Raw genomic sequence first — 21,126 nt, forward strand, 5'->3', positions numbered from 1 at the left:
CATCGGCAGGTATTTACTTACATTTGGAATTCTCATCGGCATGGCGCTTGCAATGGTCGTGTCGACCGCATCGGGCGCCTGGTCGCAGGACAACCGCCCGGTCAGCTTCGCGGACCTGGCTGACCGTCTGAGCCCGGCGGTGGTCAACATCACCACCACCACGACCATTGCTCAGGCCACGCCTGGACCTACGCCAATGCTGCCGGAAGGCTCGCCCTTCAGCGACATGTTCCGTGACTTCATGGAACGTGGACAGCGGGATCAGGACGGAAACCGCCGCCAGCGCCGCTCCAGCGCTCTTGGATCGGGCTTTGTGATTTCGGCTGACGGCTACATCGTCACCAACAACCACGTCATCGAGTCCGCTGACGGCATCTCCATCGAATTCTTCGACGGATCCGAACTCGATGCGCGCATCATCGGCCGCGACCCCCGCACCGATATCGCGCTGCTGAAGGTCGACAGCGAGGAGCCGCTGCCCTTCGTTGCCTTCGGTGACTCCGACGCGGCCAAGGTGGGCGACTGGGTTCTGGCCATCGGTAACCCGCTGGGACAGGGTTTCTCGGTTTCGGCCGGTATTGTCTCGGCCCGCAACCGGACGCTTCAGGGCTCCTATGACGACTTCATCCAGACTGATGCGGCGATCAACCGCGGCAATTCCGGCGGCCCGCTCTTCGACATGGATGGCAAGGTGATCGGCGTGAACACCGCCATCCTCAGCCCCAACGGCGGCTCCATTGGCATCGGTTTCGCCATGTCCTCGGCCGTTGTGAGCCAGGTCGTCGATCAGCTGCTGGAATACGGTGAAACCCGTCGCGGCTGGCTCGGTGTCCGCATCCAGAACGTGGACCCCGACATGGCCGATGCGCTTGGCCTCGCCTCCGCCAACGGCGCGATGGTCACTGACGTGCCGCCGGGTCCGGCACAGGATGCCGGCGTGCAGACCGGAGATGTCATCGTAAGCTTCGACGGTGAGCCGATTGAGGACACCCGCGAACTGGTGCGCGTCGTCGCTGACACCGAAGTCGGACGCATCGTGGAGGTCGAAGTGTTCCGCAATGATGAACGTATCGCGCTGAACGTCGAAATCGGCCGTCTGGAAGAAGAGGTCACACTCGCCTCCGCCGCTGATGACGGCGACAACCCGGCCGCGAACCGTGAGGAAACCCTGTTCGGCATGACCGTGTCGATCCTGAACGACAACCTGCGTCAGCAGTTCGGTCTCAGCCAGGAAACCAACGGCCTCGTGGTCGTCACCGTTGATCCGGACTCTGACGCGTTTGAGAAGGGCATCCGTGAGGGCGACATCATCACCGAGGTCGGCCAGTCTGCCGTCTCCACGCCGCGCGACATGGTCAAGCAGGTCGAGGCTGCCGAGGATGCGGGACGCAAATCCGTGCTGCTTCTTGTCCGTCGGAACGATCAGCCTCGCTTCGTGGCGCTGAACCTCAGCCACTAAGGGCACGGCAGAAAAAAACGAAAGGCTCCGACCAATAGGCCGGGGCCTTTTTTTTGGGGCCGTATCGCAGTCAGATCGACTTCTGGTTCACGCGTTTCGACAGTTCCGTAGCGCTCTCGCGCCGTTCGCTGTAGCGGTCTACGAGATAGGCACTGCTGTCACGGGTCAGGAGCGTGAACTTCACCAATTCCTCCATCACGTCCACAATACGGTCATAGTAGGACGACGCCCGCATCCGTCCGGCCTCATCAAATTCGTTGAACGCCTTGGCGGCCGAGGACTGGTTCGGGATGGTCACGAGCCGCATCCAGCGCCCCAGAATGCGCATCTGGTTCACCGCGTTGAAACTCTGTGAGCCGCCACTGACCTGCATCACCGCAAGTGTTTTGCCCTGCGTGGGACGGACCGCGCCGAGCGAGAGCGGTATCCAGTCGATCTGGGTTTTCATGATACCGGACATGGATCCGTGCCGCTCAGGCGAACACCAGACCATGCCCTCAGACCACGTCACCAGATCCCGCAGTTCCCGCACCTTCGGGTGGGTCGGCTCCGCATCATCCGGCAGGGGCAAACCGCTGGGGTTGAACACCCGCGCTTCCGCCCCCAGCCGTTCCAGAATGCGCGCGGCCTCCTCATTCACCAGGCGGCTGTAGGAGCGTTTGCGGGCCGATCCGTGCAGCAGCAGAATCCGTGGTTTGTGCGTCGAACGACCGGACGGGAAAAGGCGGTCATCGTCGATGGGTTTGAAATGCCGGTCCTCAAGTGCTGGCGTATCAGACAAGCCTGTTACCCTCCGCGTCGATCAGAGGCGTTCCATCCTCCTTGGCCAGAGGCCCCGGCGGCAGACGGTCAAGCAGATCAAAAACGGTTTCACTCGGGCGGCACAGCCGAACCCCGTTGGGGCAGCACACAATGGGTCTGTCCACCAGGATCGGGTATTCCAGCATCGCCTCCAGAATGGCCGCATCGCTGACCGACGCATCGGTCAGCCCAAGGCTCTCGGCCGGTGTGTTCCTAGTGCGCATCGCCTCCCGCGGCGTCAGCCCGGCTGCGGCGAACAGCCCCAGCAGCTGCGGTCTGCTCCAGCCCGTGCGCAGGTATTCCAGAACAACCGGTTCCTCACCCGCGGCACGGAGGATTGCGAGAACGTTTCGCGACGTCCCGCAATCCGGATTGTGATGCACAACAACCGTCATTTTGCCCCTTCACCCTCCGGGAACCAGTGCCGCGTCGCATTGGCAAACGCAACCAGCGACAGCATCACCGGTACCTCGACCAGCACGCCAACCACCGTGGCCAGTGCCGCACCTGATCCAAGCCCGAACAGACTGATCGCCACCGCAACCGCCAGTTCAAAGAAATTCGATGTTCCGATCATCGCACAGGGGGCCGCAATATTGAAAGGGATGTTCCAGGCCTTCGCCGCACCGTAGGTGAGGAAAAAGATGCCATAGGACTGGATCAGCAGCGGCACCGCGATCATCGCGATCACCATAGGCCGATCAAGAATGACCTCACCCTGAAACCCGAAGAGCAGAACAACAGTCGCGAGCAGTCCGACCATGGAAAACGGCTGCACCCGGCTGCGAAACGCGTCCACCGCGTCCTCACCGCCATCGCGCACCAGCCGCTCACGGGTGATGTAGCCGGCCAGCAGCGGAATAACCACGTAAAGCCCAACCGACAGGATCAGCGTGCCCCAGGGCACCGCAATATCGGTAACACCAAGCAGAAAAGCGACAATCGGCGCAAAGGCAAACACCATGATCACATCGTTCACGCTGACCTGGACAAGCGTGTAGTTCGGATCACCCCGCGTCAGGTTCGACCAAACAAACACCATCGCCGTACAGGGCGCCGCGCCCAGCAGGATAACCCCGGCGATATAGGCCTGCGCGTCATCCGGCGGAATGAAGCCCGCAAACACGTGGTTGAAAAACAGCACACCGAGCGCGGCCATGGTAAACGGCTTGACCAGCCAGTTGACGATCAGCGTGACGATCAGCCCCTTGGGCTTGTCTCCGATATGGCGGAGCGATCCGAAATCGACACCGACCATCATCGGATAAACCATCGCCCAGATCAGCACCGCCACCGGCAGGTTGACGGAGGCAACCTCCAGCGACGCCAGTGCGCCAAACAGGCCCGGCATCAGGTTTCCAAGTAGGAGCCCCGCTCCAATGGCCAAAGCCACCCAGAGCGAGAGCCAGCGTTCAAACAAAGTCATACAGGTACTTCCTCTACCTTTTCCTCATTCAGGCGTCCGGACGCGATTGCCGACGCCGCCACCATGACCGCAGCCGTCCCAAGCATGAGCGCAAGCCCGCCAACCTGGTAGGTCAGGCCCGACAGAACCGTCCCCAGAAGACGCCCCGCCGCGTTCGCCATGTAGTAAAACCCAACATCCATCGTGACCCGCTCGGCCTTTGTGAAGGCCAAAATCAGGTAGGAATGCAGGGACGAGTTCACTGCGAAAATCGCACCAAACGCCAGCAGCCCAACCACCAGCAGCACGGTCAGCCAGGTCTGCGGTTCCGGCGAGATCAGTGCCGCCACGGTCAACACCGCTGGAACTGCCGCCAGTGTCAAGGCCCAGCCACGGGCCGCTCCGATCAGTTCGGATTCCGGCCGGCTGGAAGCGCGCATCAGCCGCGGCGCCGCCGCCTGAACCGCGCCATAGAGAATGATCCAGCCCGCCATGAACGTGCCGATCATGAAAAACGCCGCCCGGTTGCCTTCCTCGGTCCCGTCCGACAGCACCGCGTAGAAATAGATCGGAATGCCCACCACAAACCACACGTCACGCGCCCCGAACAAAAACACGCGCGCGGCACTCAGCCAGTTGACGTTTGGGGATTTGGAAAACACCTCCGAGAACTTCGCGGCCTTGCGCCCCTTCGGCAGACCCGGCGGCATGGCAAAAAGCACCGCCACCAGGATCACCGCCAGCACCGCCGCCATGATCAGAATGGCCGGCACAAAGCCAAGCGTCGCCAGCATCGCCGCACCGAGCAGAAAACCAAAGCCTTTCACCGCGTTCTTGGATCCGGTCAGGATCGCCACCCAGCGAAACAGCCCGCCGTTTTCCGTCGGCGCCAGCAGCTTCACCGCCGATTTCGACGACATTTTGGCCAGGTCCTTGGCCACACCACTCGCGCCCTGAACCAGCATGACAAACGCCACCGACATTCCAACCGCCCAGCCCGGGTCAAGCTGCGCCAGCGCCAGCAGCGCCAGAACCTGAATGCCCAGCCCCGCATAGAGCGTCGAGGTCAAGCCAAAGCGCGCCGCGATCCATCCCGCGGAGAGGTTCGTGACCATGCCCGCGATCTCGTAAAGAACGAAGAGATAGGCCAGTTGAACCGGCGAAAACCCAAGCGTGTGAAAATGCAGCAGCACCAGCATCCGGAGCGCGCCGTCCGTCAGCATAAAGGCCCAGTAGGCCGCGGTCACGGCGACATACGCGCCGAGACCTTCCTGTTTCGCGGGGGCGGAACCGGTCACAGCCCGTCTCCCACCATCAGTGCAACATCCACCAGGCGGTGCGCATATCCCATCTCGTTGTCATACCAGGCATAGATTTTGACCTGGGTGCCGTTGATCACCATGGTCGACGGCGCATCCACAATGCTCGAACGCGTGTCATTGGTGTAGTCGGCGGACACAAGCGGGCGTTCCTCGTAGCCCAGAATACCCTTCAACGCGCCATCGGCCGCAGCCTTGAACAGCCCGTTCAACTCCTCTGCCGTGGTCTCGCGTTCCACCTCAAACACGCAGTCAGTAATTGAAGCGTTCAGCAGAGGCACCCGCACCGCGTGGCCGTTCAGCCGACCCTTCAGTTCGGGATAGATCAGCGTAATCGCCGTGGCCGAACCGGTGGTGGTCGGGATCAGCGAGTTCAGCGCAGACCGCGCCCGGCGCAGATCCTTCGCGGGTTTGTCCACGATGGTCTGCGTGTTGGTCACGTCATGAATTGTCGTGATGGAGCCGTGTTTTATGCCAATATTCCCGTGGATTACCTTCACCACCGGAGCGAGGCAGTTGGTGGTGCAGGAGGCCGCCGTCACGATCCGGTGCTCTTCCGGATTATAGGTATCGTTGTTGACGCCATATACGATGTTCGCGGTCGGCCCGTCCTTCACCGGTGCGGAAACGACAACCTTTTTGACGCCCGCATCAAAATAGGGCGCCAGTTTGGCCTCTGTCTTGAACACGCCGGTGCAGTCAATCACCACATCCACGCCATCGAGGGGCAGGGCGCTCAAATCGCGCGTGCCAATAAAGGGCAGGCGGGTGCCGTTGATGGTCAGGCTGTCCGCGTCATGGGAAAACTCCGCGTCCCAGCGGCCATGAACCGTGTCAAACTCCAGAAGATGCGCGTGCATCTCCGCATCGCCCACGGCGTCATTGATCCAGGCGATCTCCGCCCCCCGCTCAAGCAGCGGTTTCAGCGCGAGTTTTCCCATACGGCCAAGGCCATTCAGAGCATAGACCGTCATGCGGATACTCCGGCGTTTTCGTGGCCGATTTCATCCACGGCTTTTTGAAGGGAAATGCGGTCGAGCGCCTCAATGGGCAGCGCGGTGAACGCCTTGATGCGGTTTTGCAGGGCGCCATAGGTCTGCTGGAAGGCAAGCGCCTTCTGCGCATCGGTGCCCTCGGCCTTGACCGGATCGGGCATGCCCCAGTGTGCGCTGACGGGCTGGCCGCTCCACGCCGGACATTCCTCTTCCGCCGCCCGGTCACAGACGGTGAAGACGAAATCGAATTTCGGTGCGTCCTCCGCCTGAAACTCGCCCACGTTTTTCGCGCGCAGAACCGAGATGTCGTGTCCCTTCTGCTCAAGGATCTCGAGCGCAAAGGGGTTCAGCTCCGAACGGGGTTTGGTGCCGGCGGACCATGCCGTGAACCGGTCACCGGCATCGCGACGCAGGATGGATTCGGCAAAAATCGAGCGGGCGGAGTTACCGGTGCAGATGAACAGTACGTTGTATTTGGGCCGTGTCATGGGGTGTTTCCCTGATTTTGTCTGTGAAAACAGTGGGGCGCAAAGTTCCGGACGACCACCGCAGCAGTCGTCCATCAAATAGGTCAAAAGCCCGCGCAGCCCGTCCACATCGGCAAAATACCGGATGCTGCGGCCCTGACGTTCGTTTCGGATCAGGCCGGACTGTGCGAGAATGGAGAGATTCGTGGACATGGTGTTCTGACGGACATCCAACGCCGCTCCGATCTCTCCGGCGGCCATTCCGTCCTCTCCGGCCCGTATAAGCAGGCGGAGCACATCCAGTCTGGTTTCCTGGCTGAGGGCGGCAAAGGCGGTGAGGGCGCTGTTCTTATCCATATATCTTGAAATATAGATATATGAGCCCGCGTCAATCCCCGTCGGGGGCGTTCGTCCGTGAACTTTTTATGTCGGGTTCGCCTCGATAATCCGGTCGAGCAGGTGCGATATGTCCTCAATCCTTTCCGCCACCACATGCACCACATCGCCATCCCGCTGCACACGGCCCGTTACCCGCAGACACCGGCCCGCAATGACGGCACGCCGGTATTTCTCGAAAACCTTTTTCCAGATCACCACGTTGCCCGTACCGGTTTCATCCTCCAGCGTCACGAAAATCACGCCCTTGGCCGTTCCTGGCCGTTGCCGGCAGGTCACCAGCCCCGCCAGGGTCACGCGACTGCCATCGGGGGGCAGCACCAGCTGCTCCGCCAGCATGCAGTGCGGCGGCCGGGGCCAGGACATTGGGAGCGCGGGCATTGTTTGGCGCAGTTGCATGGTGTCAGCCTTCCCTCAATACTGTGTCGCGACCATACGGTGCTGAAGGGATGCAGACATGGCGGGATATTCGGGCACGCCACTTTTGAAAAAACTGGGCTACCGCGAGGGCCGGCGCGCGCTTTTCTCCGCCCTGCCAGAGGACCTCGAAATGCTGGCCACCGGGCCGGGATTTGCCAGCGTTGACCGGTTGGAAGCCCTTGATGAACCCGTCCCGGCGGGTCCGTATGACGTCATCCACATCTTTGAAAAGAACCGTGAAACCCTTGAGCAAAAGCTGCCGGATCTGCGCGCCGCGCTCGATCCCTCCGGCATGATCTGGGTGTCCTGGCCGAAAAAGGCCTCCGGTGTGAAAACCACCCTCGACGGCAATGTCGTCCGCACCCTCATCCTTGCCGCGGGTCTGGTGGACATCAAGGTCTGTGCGGTGGACGCGATCTGGTCCGGCCTCAAGGTCGTCATCCCCGTGGCCGACCGCCCCTGAGACCTCAATCCGTTCTGAAACACATTCCGTCTGCATGAGAACAAAACTGGAACAAAAAAGAATTGAATGCAACCCCGGCATTTTTTGGTGGCGGCACCGGACGGCAGTGATTAGACAGCCGAAATGACATTGTGGATTAAAAACCGGACCCCGAAATGCCCCTGATCACGTATATTGAGCATAACGGCACCAAACATGAGGTTGACGTGCCCAACGGACTGACCGTGATGGAGGGCGCGCGCGACAACAACATTCCGGGTATTGAGGCCGACTGCGGCGGCGCATGTGCCTGTTCGACCTGCCATGTTTATGTGGATGAAAACTGGGTGGATCGTCTGCCCGCGAAGGATCCCATGGAAGAGGACATGCTCGATTTCGCATGGCAGCCCGACCCGGTCAAAAGCCGCCTGACCTGCCAGCTTCGCGTCACCGACGACCTCAACGGTCTCGTGGTCAGAATGCCGGAAAAGCAGATCTGATCCTCCGGGCAACAGCCCTTTTTCTGCTCAGCCTCCTCATTGCCGGGCCATCCGTGGCCTGCGACCTGCCACCAGGCGCGCCCAACACCGACCGGGCGGAAACCGACACGGGCCGTGGTCCGCGTGAGGCCTGGATTACCCACGCCACCGACCGCTATCCCCACGGCGCCCTCGGCGACCCGGTCGAGGCCGGTGGCATCGCCGTTCACACCCGCCGCGGTCGCGCGGATGGCCTTTGTCCCATCGTCGTCGAACTGCCACCGAACCGTGTCTTTGAGGATGCCATGCCCCGCATCGCCGACCTCGACGGCGATGGCCGCAACGAGGTCGTCGTGGTCGAGTCCGACGCAGGCAAAGGCGCCCGCCTGACCGCATGGGGGCTGCGCGGCGCTCGGCTGAAACGTATTGCGTCAACGCCCTGGATCGGTCGACCCAACCGTTGGCTGGCACCTGTCGGCATTGCCGATCTGACCGGCGACGGCAGGCTGGAGGTCGCCTATGTGGAAACCCCGCATCTGGGCAAAACCCTGCGACTGGTCGCGCTCAGGAACGGTCGTTTTGTGGAACTGGCGAGTGCCTCAAACCTCACCAATCACCGCTTTGGCGAGCCGTGGATGGATGGCGGTATCCGGGACTGTTTCGACGACGCCCCGGCGAAGATTGTCACCGCCAATGGTGACTGGACCTGACCCAGGGCCACCGCGATTTTGACAACGCCCTGGCCTGTCGCTGAAGGACTTTCGCTACAGAGCCCGCCAGCCGATATCCGTCCGGTAAAACCCGCCGGGCCAGTCGACCCGCTCCACCGCACCATAGGCCGCATCCCGCGCAGCCTTCAGATCATCCGCCCGTGCCGTCACGTTCAAAACCCGCCCGCCATTGCTGACAATCCCGGTATCGGCCTTTTTCGTCCCGGCATGAAAAATCTTGGTGCCGGGATCCTCCAGGCGCGGCAGGCCAATCACCTCACCCTTGCGGTACTCTCCGGGATAGCCCTTCGCGGCCACAACCACCGTCATCGCGTGATCATCCGCCCAGTTGATCGCTGGAGCCGAGGCAATCGTCCCGTTGGCGCAGGCGAGACAGGCATCAAACAGCTGCGCCCCCATCCGCATGGCCAGAACCTGCGCTTCCGGATCGCCCAGCCGCACATTGTATTCCACCAGCCGCGGTTTGCCGTTTTCGATCATCAGACCGGCAAACAGAATGCCCTGGAACGGCGTGCCGCGCTTCACCATCTCGCGCAGCGTTGGTCGAATGATGGTCTCAACGGCGGCTTCCGTCACCTCCGCTGTCATGACCGGGGCAGGGGAATAGGCGCCCATCCCGCCCGTATTGGGACCGGCATCGCCATCATGGGCGCGTTTGTGGTCCTGCGCAGTCCCAAGCAGCAGCAGATCCTCACCATCGGCCAAAACAAAGAGGCTCGCCTCCTCGCCTGACATGAACTCCTCGATCACGACCCTGGCACCGGGACCATCCGCAAAAATCGCATCGAGGGCGGCCTGCGCATCCTCCAGCGTCTCCGCAACCGTCACACCCTTGCCTGCGGCCAGGCCATCCGCCTTGATGACAATCGGCGCGCCCTGGCTTTCCAGCCAGTCCCGCGCCTCACCGTGATCCTCAAATGTCCGGCTTGCCGCCGTCGGCGCGTCACAGGCCTCGCAGATCTCCTTGGTAAAGGATTTCGACGCCTCCAGCATCGCGGCGTCCTGACCGGGCCCAAGCGTCGTTACACCAGCCCCGCGCAGCACATCCGCCACCCCGGCCGCGAGCGGCGCTTCCGGGCCGACCACCACAAAATCAACGCCTTCCCGCTGGCAGAATTCCAGAACCGCCGTGCCGTCCTCGGCATTCAGCGCCACGCATTCCGCGTCCTGTGCGATGCCCGCATTGCCAGGCGCGCACCAGAGTTTGCCACAGGTCGGGTTCTGCGCGAACGCCCAGACGATCGCGTGTTCGCGGCCGCCTCCACCCAGAACGAGAACATTCATGACACACTCCTCTTGGCCCGGTTTTCCGGGCGTTCTAAGGTGGCCCGCACGGCGGCGCAAGCGGGAGTGACATGGATCTGTTCGAGGAAGGCCCAACGGGCACCAACGCACCTGAATTTACGGTCTCGGAACTGTCCGGGGCGGTCAAACGCCTGATCGAGGGCGAGTTTTCCCATGTCCGCATCCGGGGCGAGGTGGGCCGCGTCTCGCGCCCCGCATCCGGCCACGTCTACCTCGACCTCAAGGACGACCGCGCCGTGCTCGCCGGTGTCATCTGGAAAGGCACCGCCCGGCAGCTCGACATGCAGCCCGAGGAGGGTATGGAGGTCATCGCCACCGGCCGTCTCACCACCTTCCCGGGCAGTTCCCGCTACCAGATCATCATCGAAACCATCGCCCCCGCCGGGGTTGGCGCCCTCATGGCGATGCTCGAAAAACGCCGCAAGGCACTCGCGGCCGAGGGGCTTTTCAACGCGGACCGCAAACGTCCGCTGCCCTATCTGCCGGAGGTGGTTGGTGTGGTCACATCGCCCTCCGGCGCCGTGATCCGCGACATCCTGCACCGCCTGCGCGAGCGGTTCCCGCGCCGTGTCATTCTCTGGCCGGTGCCGGTCCAGGGCGAAAAATGCGCGCCCGCCGTGGCTCAGGCCATCGCGGGCCTCAACGCGCTTGAGCCGGGTGGCGACATCCCACGCCCCGACGTTCTGATCGTCGCCCGTGGCGGTGGCAGCCTTGAGGATCTCTGGGGCTTCAATGAGGAGGCCGTGGTCCGCGCCGTCGCAGCCAGTTCCATCCCGGTGATCTCGGCCATCGGCCATGAAACCGACACGACCCTGATCGACCATGTGGCGGACCGCCGCGCGCCGACGCCTACCGCCGCCGCTGAAATGGCCGTCCCGGTGCGCGATGATCTCGTGGTCGCTCTGGCCAATCTCGAACACCGCCGCCGCGGTGCCCTGACCCGTGATCTCTCACAGAAAACCCAGCGCCTGCGGGATTTGGGCCGCGCCCTGCCACGCCCGGAAATGCTGCTGGCCGACCGCGCCCAGCGCCTCGATACGCTCTCCATGCGTCTGCCGCGCGCGCTCATGGCCTTCGCCCAGTCCCGCCGTGTGCGTCTGGGGCAGGGGCCGGCCGCCCGCTTCGGCCCGCACCTCCTCACCCAGGTCGTGGACCGGCGACGCCAGACCCTCGCGCTGCACGCCCAGGGACTGCGCCCGGCGGTGATGCTCAACGGATTGAAACGCCTGTCATCCGATGTCGAAACCCGCTCCGCCCGCCTGCACCGGGTTGGCGCACGCCTGACCGAAAACGCCGCGTTCCGTCTTAAGGCCCAGTCCAGCCTGCTGCAAAGCCTCGGCCCCGCCCAGGTCCTGAAACGCGGCTACGCAATCGTCCGCGACGACAAGGGGGCGGTCCTGACCCGGGCTTCGGACGCAAAAAAAGCCGTGTCTCTGGAACTGGAATTTTCGGACGGCCGCATGACGCCCGGCAAGGCGGCGCCCAAACGCGCGAAACAGACGGACCCGAAACAGGACACGCTTTTCTAGAGGTTTTTGGGGTATGTTTGCGTCTGTTGACGACTTTCGCCCTGACCCTTCAGGGAACGGCACGTTGACTAAAGAAGTGCCGGTACGCCAGCTTTAAGTTCAGCTGTCAGTGTGTTGTTTCCACACAAAATTTTAAAGTTTCTGTCGACCGTAATCCTATTCCGCGGGATGCCCGTGGTGACGCTTGCGAATTTTACGGTCGGTCATACGAAGATACACCAGCCCGCCAATAACCGGCACGGCCAGCACGATCGGCAGAAAGAAATCAAAGGCTGTCATGTTGTATCCTCCTTTCGGATATACCCTGTAATATAGTGTGCGGCACCGTGAAAAGCGAGTCCCGCCGTCAACCACCATATCATGACTGCGTCAGCACTTTGTAAACTGTCCGCGAGGCGACGCAGCACCGCAAACCCGATCAGACCGAGCCCCATATTGCTTGAGAACGCGGCAAACAGTTTGATCCGTTCATTGCGAATGGTAATCCTGTCCCTGACCATCGGAACCCGCTGCCTCATCCGGTCGCCTCTGTCATTTCCCCAAATCCTTCGGGCGACACAAATCCCAATTTGCAGCCTTTGACAATGCCGCAGCCACGGTCGGTCGCTGATTTAAGCAATGCACGAATTTCAACAATGCGAACCGGCCGGGGTCAACCTTGACGTTAACGATGCGTGTTACCACGTAAATTTACCGAAAAACCACTGACATGTTACCTTGACACTTAACGCGCGGTTACTAACATGGGCTGTGATTCAAAACCAAAAAACACGCTCATGGGACGGAACACATCTTGACGCATTTCGGCATCTCCACGGCTCTGCTGACCCCGTTTCACACGGATGGCGCGATCCATCTCCAGGCTCTGCTGGCCCATGCCAATTCCGTTCTGGCCAACGGAGCCGACGGCGTGACGCTCTTTGGCACCACGGGCGAGGGCGCCTCCATCGGTTACGACGAACGCGCCATCGCCATTTCCGCGCTGCTCGACAGCGGCATCCCCGCCGACAAAATCACCCTCGGCGTCTGTGCCTGCGCGGTATCCGATGCGCTTGCCCAGGTGCGGCAGGGGCTGGACGTAGGCATCACGCGCTTCCTCCTGCTGCCGCCGTTCTACTTCAAGGGGTCAGAGGATGACGGCCTCTTCATCTGGCACCAGTACCTGTTCGAGGCCGCCGGTCCGTCCGCAAAGTTCATCCTATACCACATCCCGCAGCTGACCCAGGTGCCGCTCTCCGTCGACCTCGTCTCCCGCCTGCGCCGGGCGTTTCCCGAACGCATCGTCGCCATCAAGGACAGCGCGGGCCAGTGGGACAACACCCAGGCATTCCTTGAGAGCGGCGTCGTTCCCGTCCTCGTCGGTGACGAACGCCTGCTCCACCGCGCCGCGGCCCTTGGTGCAGCCGGGTCGATCTGCGGCATGGCCAATCTCTACCCGCGCCGGATGCGGAACCTCTTCACCAACCAGACCGAGGACACCGCCCTCTCGGCCGAGGTGAGCACCGTCGTCTCCGTCCCGTTCATCCCAGCGCTCAAACACGTCATGAGCGTGCGCACCGGCGATGGCGACTGGGCCAATTTGCGCGCGCCCCTGCGGCCGCTTTCGGCCGCGGGCATGGCGAAGATCGACGCGGAAATCCGGGGCGTCGACGCGGCATGACGGACGCTGCGCTCCTGCGACAGCGCGACCACGCGTATTCCAGCTTCACCGAGAAGCTGCTGTCCCGGGACATTCAGCCGGGCCAGATCATCTCGCAGCGGGAACTCACCGAACTGACCGGAATGCCGCTTGCGGCCATTCGCGAAATGATCCCGCGCCTCGAGGCCGACGGGCTGATCCGCACGGTTCCCAAACGCGGGCTTCAGGTTCTGTCCATAGACATCGAACTCGTCCGCAACGCCTTTCAGCTGCGCAGCATCATCGAGGGCCGGGCCATTGTCGAATTCTGCCGCACGGCTTTTACGGACGAAATCCAGGACCTCCTGCAGCAGCATCTCGAAATCCGCGAACGGGCCAGCGCCGGTGTGTCGCCCGACGTCCTGAAAACCGCGCAGAGGATCGACTGGGCTTTCCACGATCGCATCATCGACGCGATGAACAATCCGCTCGTGTCGAACATTCACCGCGTCAACGCCCTCAAAATCCGGCTGATCCGCAATTCGGACACCAGAATGCTGCCCGAACTCGTGGTATCCGTGCTTGACGAGCACCTCGCCATCCTGCGCGCCCTCGAGATCCGCAACAGCACTGGTGCGCTCGAGGCTATTGAGGCACATATCGAAAGTGGAAAGAGACGCGCCCTTGGCGTGTAGCAAACCTTTCGCCGGTACGGTATCCGGCGAATAAAACAGCGGCGCAACCGCCGCATTCCAGCAACGGAGGAAACCAAATGATCACCACCCTGACACGGCGCACGCTTCTGGCGCTCACCGCCGCGGCCATCGCCGCCCCGGTCTATGCCGCCGACAACATCGTCCTGCGCATGTCCACACCCGCGTCCGAGACCGACCAGCGGTCCGTGGCCCTCGCCGAGGTCTTCGCGCCGGCCGTTGCCGATTTCGCAACCTACGAGCCCCACTACAACGGCTCCCTGATCGCCCAGGGCTCCGAGCTTGAGGCCATTGCCTCCGGCGATCTGGAAATGTCCATCGCATCCGCCCAGGAACTGGCACAGTTCTTCCCGGAGTTCTCCATCTTCGCCACCGGCTACGTTCACCAGAGCGCCGACCACCAGGTTGCGGTCTTCAACGACGAACTGATGGATCCGTTCAAACAGAAGGTTGAGGACGAGCTTGGCGTCAAACTCCTCGCCGTGATGTATCTCGGCCAGCGTCACGTGAACCTGCGCCAGACGAAGGACGAACTGACCGTCAACACACCGGAGGACCTCGCGGGCGTAAACCTGCGCATGCCGGGCACTGACGCATGGCAGTTCCTCGGCAAGGCGCTCGGCGCCAACCCGACACCCATGGCCTTCACCGAGGTCTACACCGCGCTTCAGACCGGATCGGTCGACGGTCAGGACAATCCGCTGCCCACCGTGGTTGACGCCAAATTCTACGAGGTTACGAACCAGATCGCCCTGACATCGCACCTCGTCGATCTCAACTACATCGCCTTCTCCAAAGAGGTCTGGGACGGCCTGACCGAGGAGCAGCAGGCAACGGTTCAGGAGGCCGCCGTGGCGGCAGCCGACAGCGGTCGCGCCGAGCAGCTGCAAAAAGAGGCTGACCTCGTGGCCTTCCTCGAGGAGCAGGGACTGGCAATCTATGAGCCCGACCTCGCCGCATTCCGCGAGCATGTCCAGGCCCAGTATGCCGGGTCCGACCTCGCCGCCGACTGGCCCGAAGGTGTTCTGGAGAAAATCAACGCGCTTGGCGCACAGTAAGCCCGCGGGCTGAACACCCCGGTCCCGGCCAGCCCACTGGCCGGGACCCGCCCAGCCGCCCACAGCCGGACAGTCCCATGAGAAAAACACTCGCGGTCCTTGGTCGTGCTGCCGAAGCCGTCGCGGCGGCAATGATGGCAGCCATGTTTCTGACCTTCATCCTCCAGATCACCATCCGCTACACGGCCCGGCTGGACGGTCTGGCGGAAAGTTTCCCACTGCTCGACCCGACCCGCTATGGCTGGACGCTCGAGTTCTGTCTGCTTCTCTGGGTCTGGCTGATTTTCTGGGGCAACGCCTTTGTCGTGCGCGACCGCGATCACGTGACTTTCGACATCCTGTTCAACTGGGTGCGTCCCGCCGTCCGCCGCTGGTTTGTCATCATCTTCGGCGTCGCGATCAGCGTGGGCCTCATCCTCTCCATTGAACCCACCTGGTCCAAATTTTTCATCCTGCGCCTGAAGAAAACCGCCACCCTGTCCGCCGTTTTTGGTGACTGGATCCGCATGCGGGACATCTATTCCGTCTATATCTTCTTCCTTGTCGCGGTCGCACTTCGCTACGCCTGGGCCGTGTACCGCGCCGTGCGCTACGGCGTGGCCGAGCCCGTGCATGACTATGGCGGAGACGCGCCCAAATGAGTTTCGAGTTCCTCGTCTGCATCTTCACGCTGTTCTTCCTCGCCGCCATTGGCGCGCCCATCGCCTATGCCATCCTGATCGGCTCGCTCGCCTACCTGGTCGCTGCGGGCGAGGGGCTTGGCGTCACCGGCAAGGTGCTGATGGACGGCCTCTACCAGAGCTTCATCCTGCTTGCCGTGCCGCTTTTCATCGTGGCCGCCAACATCATGAACGCCGGCACCATCAGCGACCGCCTTTTAGGGTTTTGCGTCGCTCTCGTCGGCCGGTTCCGCGGCGGCATGGGGCACGTCAATGTCGTGGCCTCCCTGATCTTTTCCGGCATGTCCGGCTCCGCCGTGGCGGATGCCGCGGGGATCGGCAAAATCATCATCGGCATGATGACCAAAAGCGGCCACTACACCCGGGGATACGCCGCCGCCATCACCGCCGCCTCAGCCACCATCGGCCCGATCATCCCGCCATCGATCCCCATGGTGCTCTACGCGCTCGTCTCCAATTCCTCGATTGGCTATTTGTTTTTGGGCGGCATCGTACCGGGCGTTATGATGGGCGCGGTCCTGATGGCCATGAACACCTTCCTCTCGCACCGGCGCGGTTTCGCGCTGGAGGAACCCATCCCTCTCTCCGAACTGCCGGGCCGTACCGTAAACGCCTTCCCGGCGCTACTCATGCCGGCGATCCTGCTCTATGGCATCTATGGCGGTGTCACCACGCCCACCGAGGCCGCCGCCGTTGCAGCTTTCTATGCTCTGATGCTCGCCGCGTTCTTCTACCGCGCTCTGAGCTTCCGCGCCCTGTACGGCATCCTCGTGGAAAGCGCCCGGTCCTCCGCCGCCGTCGGCCTCGTCATCGGTGGCGCCCTCATCCTGAACTACGTGGTGGCGTCGGAGAACATCCCAGGCCTGCTGGCGGAGCGACTGGTCGATCTCGACATCGACCCGCTGGCTTTCATGCTCGGTGTGAACGTCCTGCTGCTTTTGCTCGGCTGCGTGCTGGACGCGACAACGATCATCCTCGTGATCATTCCGCTCTTCCTGCCCACCTGCCGCGAGCTTGGCATCGACCTCGTGCATTTTGGCGTGGTGGCCGTGGTGAACTGCATGATCGGCCTCATCACGCCACCTTACGGCATTCTGCTCTTCGTCCTGAACGCCGTAACCCGCATCCCCCTGACCGAGATCATCCGCGAGATCTGGCCCTTCCTCACGGCCCTCCTCCTCGCACTCCTCGCCCTGGTCCTCTTCCCCGGCCTCGTCCTCTGGCTCCCCCGCATGTTCGGCTACGCGGGGTAGGGCCAGCCAAACCGCCCGTGCGAAAAAACCCGCACGGGCGCACCAGGCGCGTCTGCACCGATCAAACGTGATTATTTCGGGGGTGATTGGAGGCGAGTACCGGAATCGAACCGGTGTACACGGATTTGCAATCCGAAAAATTTTGCTGATTTCAAAGGGAAAAATTGTAAACGTGCTTGTTTCGTTCAGGGTCACTTTTCAATAGGTTACGAGGCCCAAGTAAACGGTTTTTCACCGGCTCTTGCTCTGACGAAAAGGCAAAGAAAAACCGCTGAGGGGGCCGCCACCCACCTCAACGGCATAGAAAAATATTTCCGCCCCGATACCTACGGCATTTCCGGTCTGACCTCAACCCAATTGGCGGTGAGATCATGAGCTGGCGCATCGCAAATGAATGCGCCGAGCGCCGCTTTGGCAGCGCCGCGCGCAAGCAGATCATCATGTTCCTAGCCGACAAAGCGAGCGATGACGGCTCTGGCATCTGGTGTTCCAAGGGGACGATCCAGCGCCACACAGAGCTCAGCGAGAGCACGGTCAAGCGCACCATCATCGACTTCCTGCGCGAAGGCATTCTGATTGAGACAGGGCGGCGGCAGTGCAAGAACGGTTACACCGTCATTTACCGGATTGCGTTGGAGCGCGTGGCCGCGCTCGAACCCACGGCTGAGCCCGACATTGAGACGGGGGTCACTGTGAACCCCGTCCAGCCTGAACCCGGTACGGGGTCCACGGTGAACGGGGTACGGGGTTCACGGTGGACCCCAAACCATCCTAAAACCATCCATAAACCACCTACGCGCAAGCGCGAGGCGGCGGAGGAGGTTGAAGATCTTGAATCTGAGAAGATCTTGGCGGCCTATCCCGAGGATAGGATCCGAGACCGGCGGACCAGTCTGCGCCTGATCGCAGCGGCTGTGAAAGCCGGTGTGGAGCTCGATGACCTGCTTCAGGCGGTCAAAGCCTATGCGAAGGAAAGCGAGGGCTACACGCGCAGCAAGGTCTGCTTCTCAGACAACTGGTTCAAGATGCGGCGTTGGGAGAAGGGGCTTGCCCAGGTACAGGCGGACCGAGAGAAGGCGCGAGCGGCCGAAGCCAAGGGCCGTGCGAGCCTCGCCGAGTGGATCCACGAGCGCCATCCCTTGTGTCGCCACATCACCAACCGGCAGATCGAGGATTTGATCGCTTCAAAGTTGGTGACGCCTGAACAGGTTCGCGCTGCGGGGTTGCAGGTCTGAGAATGCGTTTCTTGCTATTATTTTCTACGACCGAATTGGCGATACAATCGTCATTCGAATTTAAGATGCCACGACCCCAAGTTTGTTTTATGCCATGTTCCGTTGCTATGTTCAGCAGGCTTCGTTTCGCCGGTGAAAAAAGGCTCAGTTACGGGACCGCTGTTCAGGAATTTGGCAAATGGGTCTTCAACCGCTTCTTGCGGTTCCGGAATTTCTGGAGTCTTCTTCGCTTTGCGATCAGCAACCTTGGAAGTAACCTCATTGAGGTCAGCAAGCTCAGACAATCGAACTCTGCGCCGATTTCCGTTGTTGTCGCGTCTAGTGACGACGCGAAGATTTTCCGGTCTATTGTCTGACGGATTATGGTTGATGTGGTCCACATCAAAATCTCTCGGTACCCACTTGCCAAGGGCTACTGCCACAATGAACCGATGCGTGAGGATCGATTTCTCTCCGTGTTTAAACCAGAGATAATCGTGCCCCTCTGGGCTTTTGCTGCCGTTCGGTGTTTCGCCAAACACAGTTCCAGCGGGGTAGTCGAACTCATTGCCATCAATCACGTCGCTTAAATTCGGATATTCAATCTCATGAGGATGAGACGTTTCGTATTCTTTGGCCAGAACGGATTTCACGTACTCAACGTCTTGCATCTGAATTTTCTCCGAATTGGCTTGCAGTGGTTTCTCAAAATCCTGAATTCAACTTAGGTGTCGTAATCTCCCATTGCCAGTGACGCCTTGAGATTTCGCGGAGCTTGAAAAAGATGCAACTAACTTTCCGCAGCTAGACTTGCCATGCTCGCTCCGCATGAGGCGCGCGCCATCCCCTATGCCTCTACATCACGAACCGGCAGATCGAGGACTTGACCGCATCAAAGGTGGTGACTCCAGAGGAGGTGCGCGTTGCGTGGCTGCAGGCGTGACTTCCGAAGGAAGGCAACGCAATCGTTTCGTTCAAGCAGACGCGTTGTATGAGTGCGGTGAGGTAACGAGGCCATGTTTCGTACTGGTAACCTTAATTCTCTCAATGTTATGTTGAGATAACATAAGTCGTGGTGCGAGCTGGGGTGTTGGATCGTCAGGTTAAGCGGTGAAAATTGACATTAATGTATTCTCAGCTTAACTTATATCAGCTTAGTGTTCTCTGGAGGTATCTTTATGGCTGTTCCGATCAAAATGCCTAGAGCGGCACGTAAAGAGCTCGTGACACTTGGGAAAAACATTCGTGTTGCGCGACTGCGCCGCAAATTGACCGCTGAAATTGTTGCGCAGCGTGCTGGCACAACGCGGCAGACCGTCGCCAAGATCGAAAGCGGCAACCCCGCAGTCAAGATCGGCACCTACGTTGCTGTTTTGCAGGCGCTCGGCCTTTTGAAAGGCTGGGGGGATCTGGATGACCCGGTCGGTGAGCAGATGGCCCTGGATGACCTCCCGCAGCGCGCGAGACTGAAAAATGGTTGAGGTCTGGATCGACTGGAAGGGGTTGAAACGGGTTGGCACGCTCCACCGCACAGCGGGGCGGGGCCGAGAGCGGGTATCCTTTACCTATCATGACGATTGGCTTGCCGACGAAAATGCCTTCGGGCTTTCGCGGGACATGCCTCTCGTCAAAGGGCAATTCGTTCCTGAGGCCGGGCAGGACATGCTGGCACCGCTTGGGGATTCTGCCCCCGATACCTGGGGGCGAACGGTGATGCGGCGCTATGAGGGTCGCATGGCAGAAGCCGAAGGGCGACGTCCAAGAACGCTGCAAGAAACAGACTACCTGCTTGGCGTAAATGACGAGACCCGTTTGGGTGCGCTGCGCTTCAGGGTTGATGGCGCGTTTCAAGCGCGCGAGGGCATTGGTGTGCCTGCGCTCGTAAGCCTCGGGGATTTGCTGAATGCCTCCCAACGCGTTCTTCGCGGGGAGGAGACCGCTGAAGACCTCAAAATGCTGTTTGCACCGGGAAGTTCCCTCGGGGGTGCTCGGCCGAAGGCCAGCATCCTTGACCAGCACGGCCGCCTATCTGTCGCCAAGTTCCCGAAGGAGACGGACACCTATTGCGTGGAACGCTGGGAAGCCATCGCACTAGAGCTGGCAAAACGCGCCGGAATTACGGTTTCTGATCACACGCTTGAGATGGAAGGCGACAAACCGGTCTTCTTGTCCCATCGGTTTGACCGGAACGATGACGGCAGGATCCCGTTCATCTCAGCCATGGCGATGCTGGGCGGCAAAGATGGCGAAAGCTACAGCTATTTAGACCTGGCCGATATCATCACCTCAGAAAGCGTAACGCCCGACCAAGATCGCGAGGAGCTCTACCGGCGGGTTGCCTTTTCCATTCTCGTGACGAACCTCGATGACCATATGCGCAATCACGGATTTCTGCGTGGGCGGGGCGGCTGGCACCTCTCACCGGCCTACGACATCAATCCTGTGCCGAACCAACCACGGGTGCTCAAGAGCTACGTTGATGACGACAATCCGGACGCCAGCATTGCCCTGCACCGCGCGCAACATGACTCCTATCTTCTCGAACGCGGCGAGGCAGACCGCATCATTGCAGAGGTAGCCGAAGCAACGATGGCTTGGCGTGACGTTGCCCGTGCCTTGGGGGCTCCGGAGCGAGAGATCAGGGAGATGGCGACAGCCTTCGAGCACGAAGAAGTGGATCTGGCGCGCGCGTGAACTGGGGCCGCTGTTGAATTGGATTGACCGAAAGCCGTTTAGCGGCAGCGGGTATTGAGGTCCTTGGTCATTTCGATGCGTGATGACGTGGCAGGTCGATTTTGGAGTGCCGAACTCAGACCCTCAACGCCGTGTTTCTGATTGCTGA

At 61.1% G+C, this 21,126-nt stretch carries 23 protein-coding genes; 13 read left to right on the forward strand and 10 right to left on the reverse strand.

Features of this window, described 5'->3' with window-relative positions; genetic code table 11:
• Positions 1-40 precede the first annotated feature (40 nt).
• Positions 41-1,459 (forward strand): Do family serine endopeptidase, encoded by a 1,419-nt coding sequence (locus ACP15P_RS07045; RefSeq protein WP_424927839.1) that lies wholly within the window; start codon positions 41-43, stop codon positions 1,457-1,459.
• Positions 1,460-1,529: 70 nt separating this feature from the next.
• Here the strand turns inward: ACP15P_RS07045 and arsH are convergent, their stop codons facing one another.
• From arsH to ACP15P_RS07080, 7 genes are all read right to left on the reverse strand, one after another.
• Positions 1,530-2,240, reverse strand: a complete 711-nt coding sequence (gene arsH / locus ACP15P_RS07050; protein WP_424927800.1) for an arsenical resistance protein ArsH — start codon at positions 2,238-2,240, stop codon at positions 1,530-1,532.
• Positions 2,233-2,655 (reverse strand): arsenate reductase (glutaredoxin), encoded by a 423-nt coding sequence (gene arsC, locus ACP15P_RS07055; protein ID WP_424927801.1) that lies wholly within the window; start codon positions 2,653-2,655, stop codon positions 2,233-2,235. The genes arsH and arsC overlap by 8 nt, the downstream gene beginning before the upstream one ends.
• Positions 2,652-3,686 (reverse strand): ACR3 family arsenite efflux transporter, encoded by a 1,035-nt coding sequence (arsB, locus tag ACP15P_RS07060; protein ID WP_424927802.1) that lies wholly within the window; start codon positions 3,684-3,686, stop codon positions 2,652-2,654. The genes arsC and arsB overlap by 4 nt, the downstream gene beginning before the upstream one ends.
• On the reverse strand, positions 3,683-4,963 hold the full coding sequence (gene arsJ / locus ACP15P_RS07065; protein ID WP_424927803.1) for an organoarsenical effux MFS transporter ArsJ: 1,281 nt from the start codon (positions 4,961-4,963) through the stop codon (positions 3,683-3,685). Before arsJ ends, arsB begins: the two co-directional genes overlap by 4 nt.
• Positions 4,960-5,958, reverse strand: coding sequence for an ArsJ-associated glyceraldehyde-3-phosphate dehydrogenase (locus tag ACP15P_RS07070; RefSeq protein WP_424927804.1), 999 nt, complete (start codon positions 5,956-5,958; stop codon positions 4,960-4,962). The genes arsJ and ACP15P_RS07070 overlap by 4 nt, the downstream gene beginning before the upstream one ends.
• On the reverse strand, positions 5,955-6,803 hold the full coding sequence (locus tag ACP15P_RS07075) for a metalloregulator ArsR/SmtB family transcription factor (protein ID WP_424927805.1): 849 nt from the start codon (positions 6,801-6,803) through the stop codon (positions 5,955-5,957). The genes ACP15P_RS07070 and ACP15P_RS07075 overlap by 4 nt, the downstream gene beginning before the upstream one ends.
• A gap of 66 nt (positions 6,804-6,869) precedes the next feature.
• Entirely contained in the window at positions 6,870-7,241 is a 372-nt protein-coding gene (locus ACP15P_RS07080; protein ID WP_424927806.1) for an OB-fold nucleic acid binding domain-containing protein, read from the reverse strand.
• Positions 7,242-7,299: 58 nt separating this feature from the next.
• On the opposite strand from ACP15P_RS07080, the gene ACP15P_RS07085 reads away from it, so the two are divergent.
• The 3 genes from ACP15P_RS07085 to ACP15P_RS07095 all read left to right on the forward strand — a co-directional run bounded on the left by ACP15P_RS07085 (position 7,300) and on the right by ACP15P_RS07095 (position 8,893).
• Positions 7,300-7,725: a hypothetical protein gene (locus ACP15P_RS07085; RefSeq protein WP_424927807.1), complete on the forward strand. Its 426-nt coding sequence runs from the start codon at positions 7,300-7,302 to the stop codon at positions 7,723-7,725.
• A 155-nt stretch (positions 7,726-7,880) separates the two neighbouring features.
• A complete protein-coding gene (locus ACP15P_RS07090) occupies positions 7,881-8,204 on the forward strand; it encodes a 2Fe-2S iron-sulfur cluster-binding protein (RefSeq protein WP_424927808.1) in 324 nt (107 codons plus the stop codon).
• A 53-nt stretch (positions 8,205-8,257) separates the two neighbouring features.
• Positions 8,258-8,893 (forward strand): FG-GAP repeat domain-containing protein, encoded by a 636-nt coding sequence (locus tag ACP15P_RS07095; protein ID WP_424927809.1) that lies wholly within the window; start codon positions 8,258-8,260, stop codon positions 8,891-8,893.
• A 54-nt stretch (positions 8,894-8,947) separates the two neighbouring features.
• Here the strand turns inward: ACP15P_RS07095 and purD are convergent, their stop codons facing one another.
• Positions 8,948-10,198: a phosphoribosylamine--glycine ligase gene (gene purD, locus ACP15P_RS07100; protein WP_424927810.1), complete on the reverse strand. Its 1,251-nt coding sequence runs from the start codon at positions 10,196-10,198 to the stop codon at positions 8,948-8,950.
• A 71-nt stretch (positions 10,199-10,269) separates the two neighbouring features.
• Here purD and xseA point away from each other — a divergent pair, with 71 nt between their 5' ends.
• On the forward strand, positions 10,270-11,748 hold the full coding sequence (xseA, locus tag ACP15P_RS07105) for an exodeoxyribonuclease VII large subunit (RefSeq protein WP_424927811.1): 1,479 nt from the start codon (positions 10,270-10,272) through the stop codon (positions 11,746-11,748).
• 156 nt (positions 11,749-11,904) lie between these two features.
• Here the strand turns inward: xseA and ACP15P_RS07110 are convergent, their stop codons facing one another.
• On the reverse strand, positions 11,905-12,027 hold the full coding sequence (locus tag ACP15P_RS07110; RefSeq protein WP_424927812.1) for a hypothetical protein: 123 nt from the start codon (positions 12,025-12,027) through the stop codon (positions 11,905-11,907).
• A 514-nt stretch (positions 12,028-12,541) separates the two neighbouring features.
• Between ACP15P_RS07110 and ACP15P_RS07115 the strand changes: the two genes are divergently transcribed.
• From ACP15P_RS07115 to ACP15P_RS07140, 6 genes are all read left to right on the forward strand, one after another.
• A complete protein-coding gene (locus ACP15P_RS07115; RefSeq protein ID WP_424927813.1) occupies positions 12,542-13,408 on the forward strand; it encodes a dihydrodipicolinate synthase family protein in 867 nt (288 codons plus the stop codon).
• On the forward strand, positions 13,405-14,061 hold the full coding sequence (locus ACP15P_RS07120) for a GntR family transcriptional regulator (protein WP_424927814.1): 657 nt from the start codon (positions 13,405-13,407) through the stop codon (positions 14,059-14,061). The genes ACP15P_RS07115 and ACP15P_RS07120 overlap by 4 nt, the downstream gene beginning before the upstream one ends.
• Before the next feature lie 77 nt (positions 14,062-14,138).
• Entirely contained in the window at positions 14,139-15,137 is a 999-nt protein-coding gene (gene dctP, locus ACP15P_RS07125; RefSeq protein WP_424927815.1) for a TRAP transporter substrate-binding protein DctP, read from the forward strand.
• A gap of 77 nt (positions 15,138-15,214) precedes the next feature.
• Entirely contained in the window at positions 15,215-15,778 is a 564-nt protein-coding gene (locus tag ACP15P_RS07130) for a TRAP transporter small permease (protein ID WP_424927816.1), read from the forward strand.
• Positions 15,775-17,070 (forward strand): TRAP transporter large permease, encoded by a 1,296-nt coding sequence (locus tag ACP15P_RS07135; protein ID WP_424927817.1) that lies wholly within the window; start codon positions 15,775-15,777, stop codon positions 17,068-17,070. The genes ACP15P_RS07130 and ACP15P_RS07135 overlap by 4 nt, the downstream gene beginning before the upstream one ends.
• Positions 17,071-17,441: 371 nt before the next feature.
• Positions 17,442-18,305, forward strand: coding sequence for a hypothetical protein (locus ACP15P_RS07140; RefSeq protein ID WP_106473590.1), 864 nt, complete (start codon positions 17,442-17,444; stop codon positions 18,303-18,305).
• A 50-nt stretch (positions 18,306-18,355) separates the two neighbouring features.
• Here the strand turns inward: ACP15P_RS07140 and ACP15P_RS07145 are convergent, their stop codons facing one another.
• On the reverse strand, positions 18,356-18,955 hold the full coding sequence (locus ACP15P_RS07145; RefSeq protein ID WP_106473591.1) for an HNH endonuclease signature motif containing protein: 600 nt from the start codon (positions 18,953-18,955) through the stop codon (positions 18,356-18,358).
• Positions 18,956-19,462: 507 nt separating this feature from the next.
• Here ACP15P_RS07145 and ACP15P_RS07150 point away from each other — a divergent pair.
• Both ACP15P_RS07150 and ACP15P_RS07155 read left to right on the forward strand, forming a co-directional pair.
• Positions 19,463-19,765: a helix-turn-helix transcriptional regulator gene (locus ACP15P_RS07150; RefSeq protein ID WP_106473592.1), complete on the forward strand. Its 303-nt coding sequence runs from the start codon at positions 19,463-19,465 to the stop codon at positions 19,763-19,765.
• Positions 19,758-20,978, forward strand: coding sequence for a type II toxin-antitoxin system HipA family toxin (locus ACP15P_RS07155; RefSeq protein WP_106473593.1), 1,221 nt, complete (start codon positions 19,758-19,760; stop codon positions 20,976-20,978). Before ACP15P_RS07150 ends, ACP15P_RS07155 begins: the two co-directional genes overlap by 8 nt.
• Positions 20,979-21,126: the final 148 nt, after the last annotated feature.

The sequence above is a fragment of the Amaricoccus tamworthensis genome (assembly GCF_049800875.1).
GTDB classification, from domain to species: Bacteria; Pseudomonadota; Alphaproteobacteria; order Rhodobacterales; family Rhodobacteraceae; genus Amaricoccus; species Amaricoccus tamworthensis.

Excerpts from the sequence above, each read along its gene's own strand:
- ACP15P_RS07045 (WP_424927839.1), top strand. The coding sequence starts at position 41 with ATGGCGCTTGCAATGGTCGTGTCGACCGCATCGGGCGCCTGGTCGCAG.
- arsC (WP_424927801.1), bottom strand. The coding sequence starts at position 2,655 with ATGACGGTTGTTGTGCATCACAATCCGGATTGCGGGACGTCGCGAAAC.
- arsB (WP_424927802.1), bottom strand. The coding sequence starts at position 3,686 with ATGACTTTGTTTGAACGCTGGCTCTCGCTCTGGGTGGCTTTGGCCATT.
- ACP15P_RS07070 (WP_424927804.1), bottom strand. The coding sequence starts at position 5,958 with ATGACGGTCTATGCTCTGAATGGCCTTGGCCGTATGGGAAAACTCGCG.
- ACP15P_RS07075 (WP_424927805.1), bottom strand. The coding sequence starts at position 6,803 with ATGGATAAGAACAGCGCCCTCACCGCCTTTGCCGCCCTCAGCCAGGAA.
- ACP15P_RS07080 (WP_424927806.1), bottom strand. The coding sequence starts at position 7,241 with ATGCAACTGCGCCAAACAATGCCCGCGCTCCCAATGTCCTGGCCCCGG.
- ACP15P_RS07085 (WP_424927807.1), top strand. The coding sequence starts at position 7,300 with ATGGCGGGATATTCGGGCACGCCACTTTTGAAAAAACTGGGCTACCGC.
- ACP15P_RS07090 (WP_424927808.1), top strand. The coding sequence starts at position 7,881 with ATGCCCCTGATCACGTATATTGAGCATAACGGCACCAAACATGAGGTT.
- purD (WP_424927810.1), bottom strand. The coding sequence starts at position 10,198 with ATGAATGTTCTCGTTCTGGGTGGAGGCGGCCGCGAACACGCGATCGTC.
- xseA (WP_424927811.1), top strand. The coding sequence starts at position 10,270 with ATGGATCTGTTCGAGGAAGGCCCAACGGGCACCAACGCACCTGAATTT.
- ACP15P_RS07110 (WP_424927812.1), bottom strand. The coding sequence starts at position 12,027 with ATGACAGCCTTTGATTTCTTTCTGCCGATCGTGCTGGCCGTGCCGGTT.
- ACP15P_RS07120 (WP_424927814.1), top strand. The coding sequence starts at position 13,405 with ATGACGGACGCTGCGCTCCTGCGACAGCGCGACCACGCGTATTCCAGC.
- dctP (WP_424927815.1), top strand. The coding sequence starts at position 14,139 with ATGATCACCACCCTGACACGGCGCACGCTTCTGGCGCTCACCGCCGCG.
- ACP15P_RS07130 (WP_424927816.1), top strand. The coding sequence starts at position 15,215 with ATGAGAAAAACACTCGCGGTCCTTGGTCGTGCTGCCGAAGCCGTCGCG.
- ACP15P_RS07135 (WP_424927817.1), top strand. The coding sequence starts at position 15,775 with ATGAGTTTCGAGTTCCTCGTCTGCATCTTCACGCTGTTCTTCCTCGCC.
- ACP15P_RS07140 (WP_106473590.1), top strand. The coding sequence starts at position 17,442 with ATGAGCTGGCGCATCGCAAATGAATGCGCCGAGCGCCGCTTTGGCAGC.
- ACP15P_RS07145 (WP_106473591.1), bottom strand. The coding sequence starts at position 18,955 with ATGCAAGACGTTGAGTACGTGAAATCCGTTCTGGCCAAAGAATACGAA.
- ACP15P_RS07150 (WP_106473592.1), top strand. The coding sequence starts at position 19,463 with ATGGCTGTTCCGATCAAAATGCCTAGAGCGGCACGTAAAGAGCTCGTG.
- ACP15P_RS07155 (WP_106473593.1), top strand. The coding sequence starts at position 19,758 with ATGGTTGAGGTCTGGATCGACTGGAAGGGGTTGAAACGGGTTGGCACG.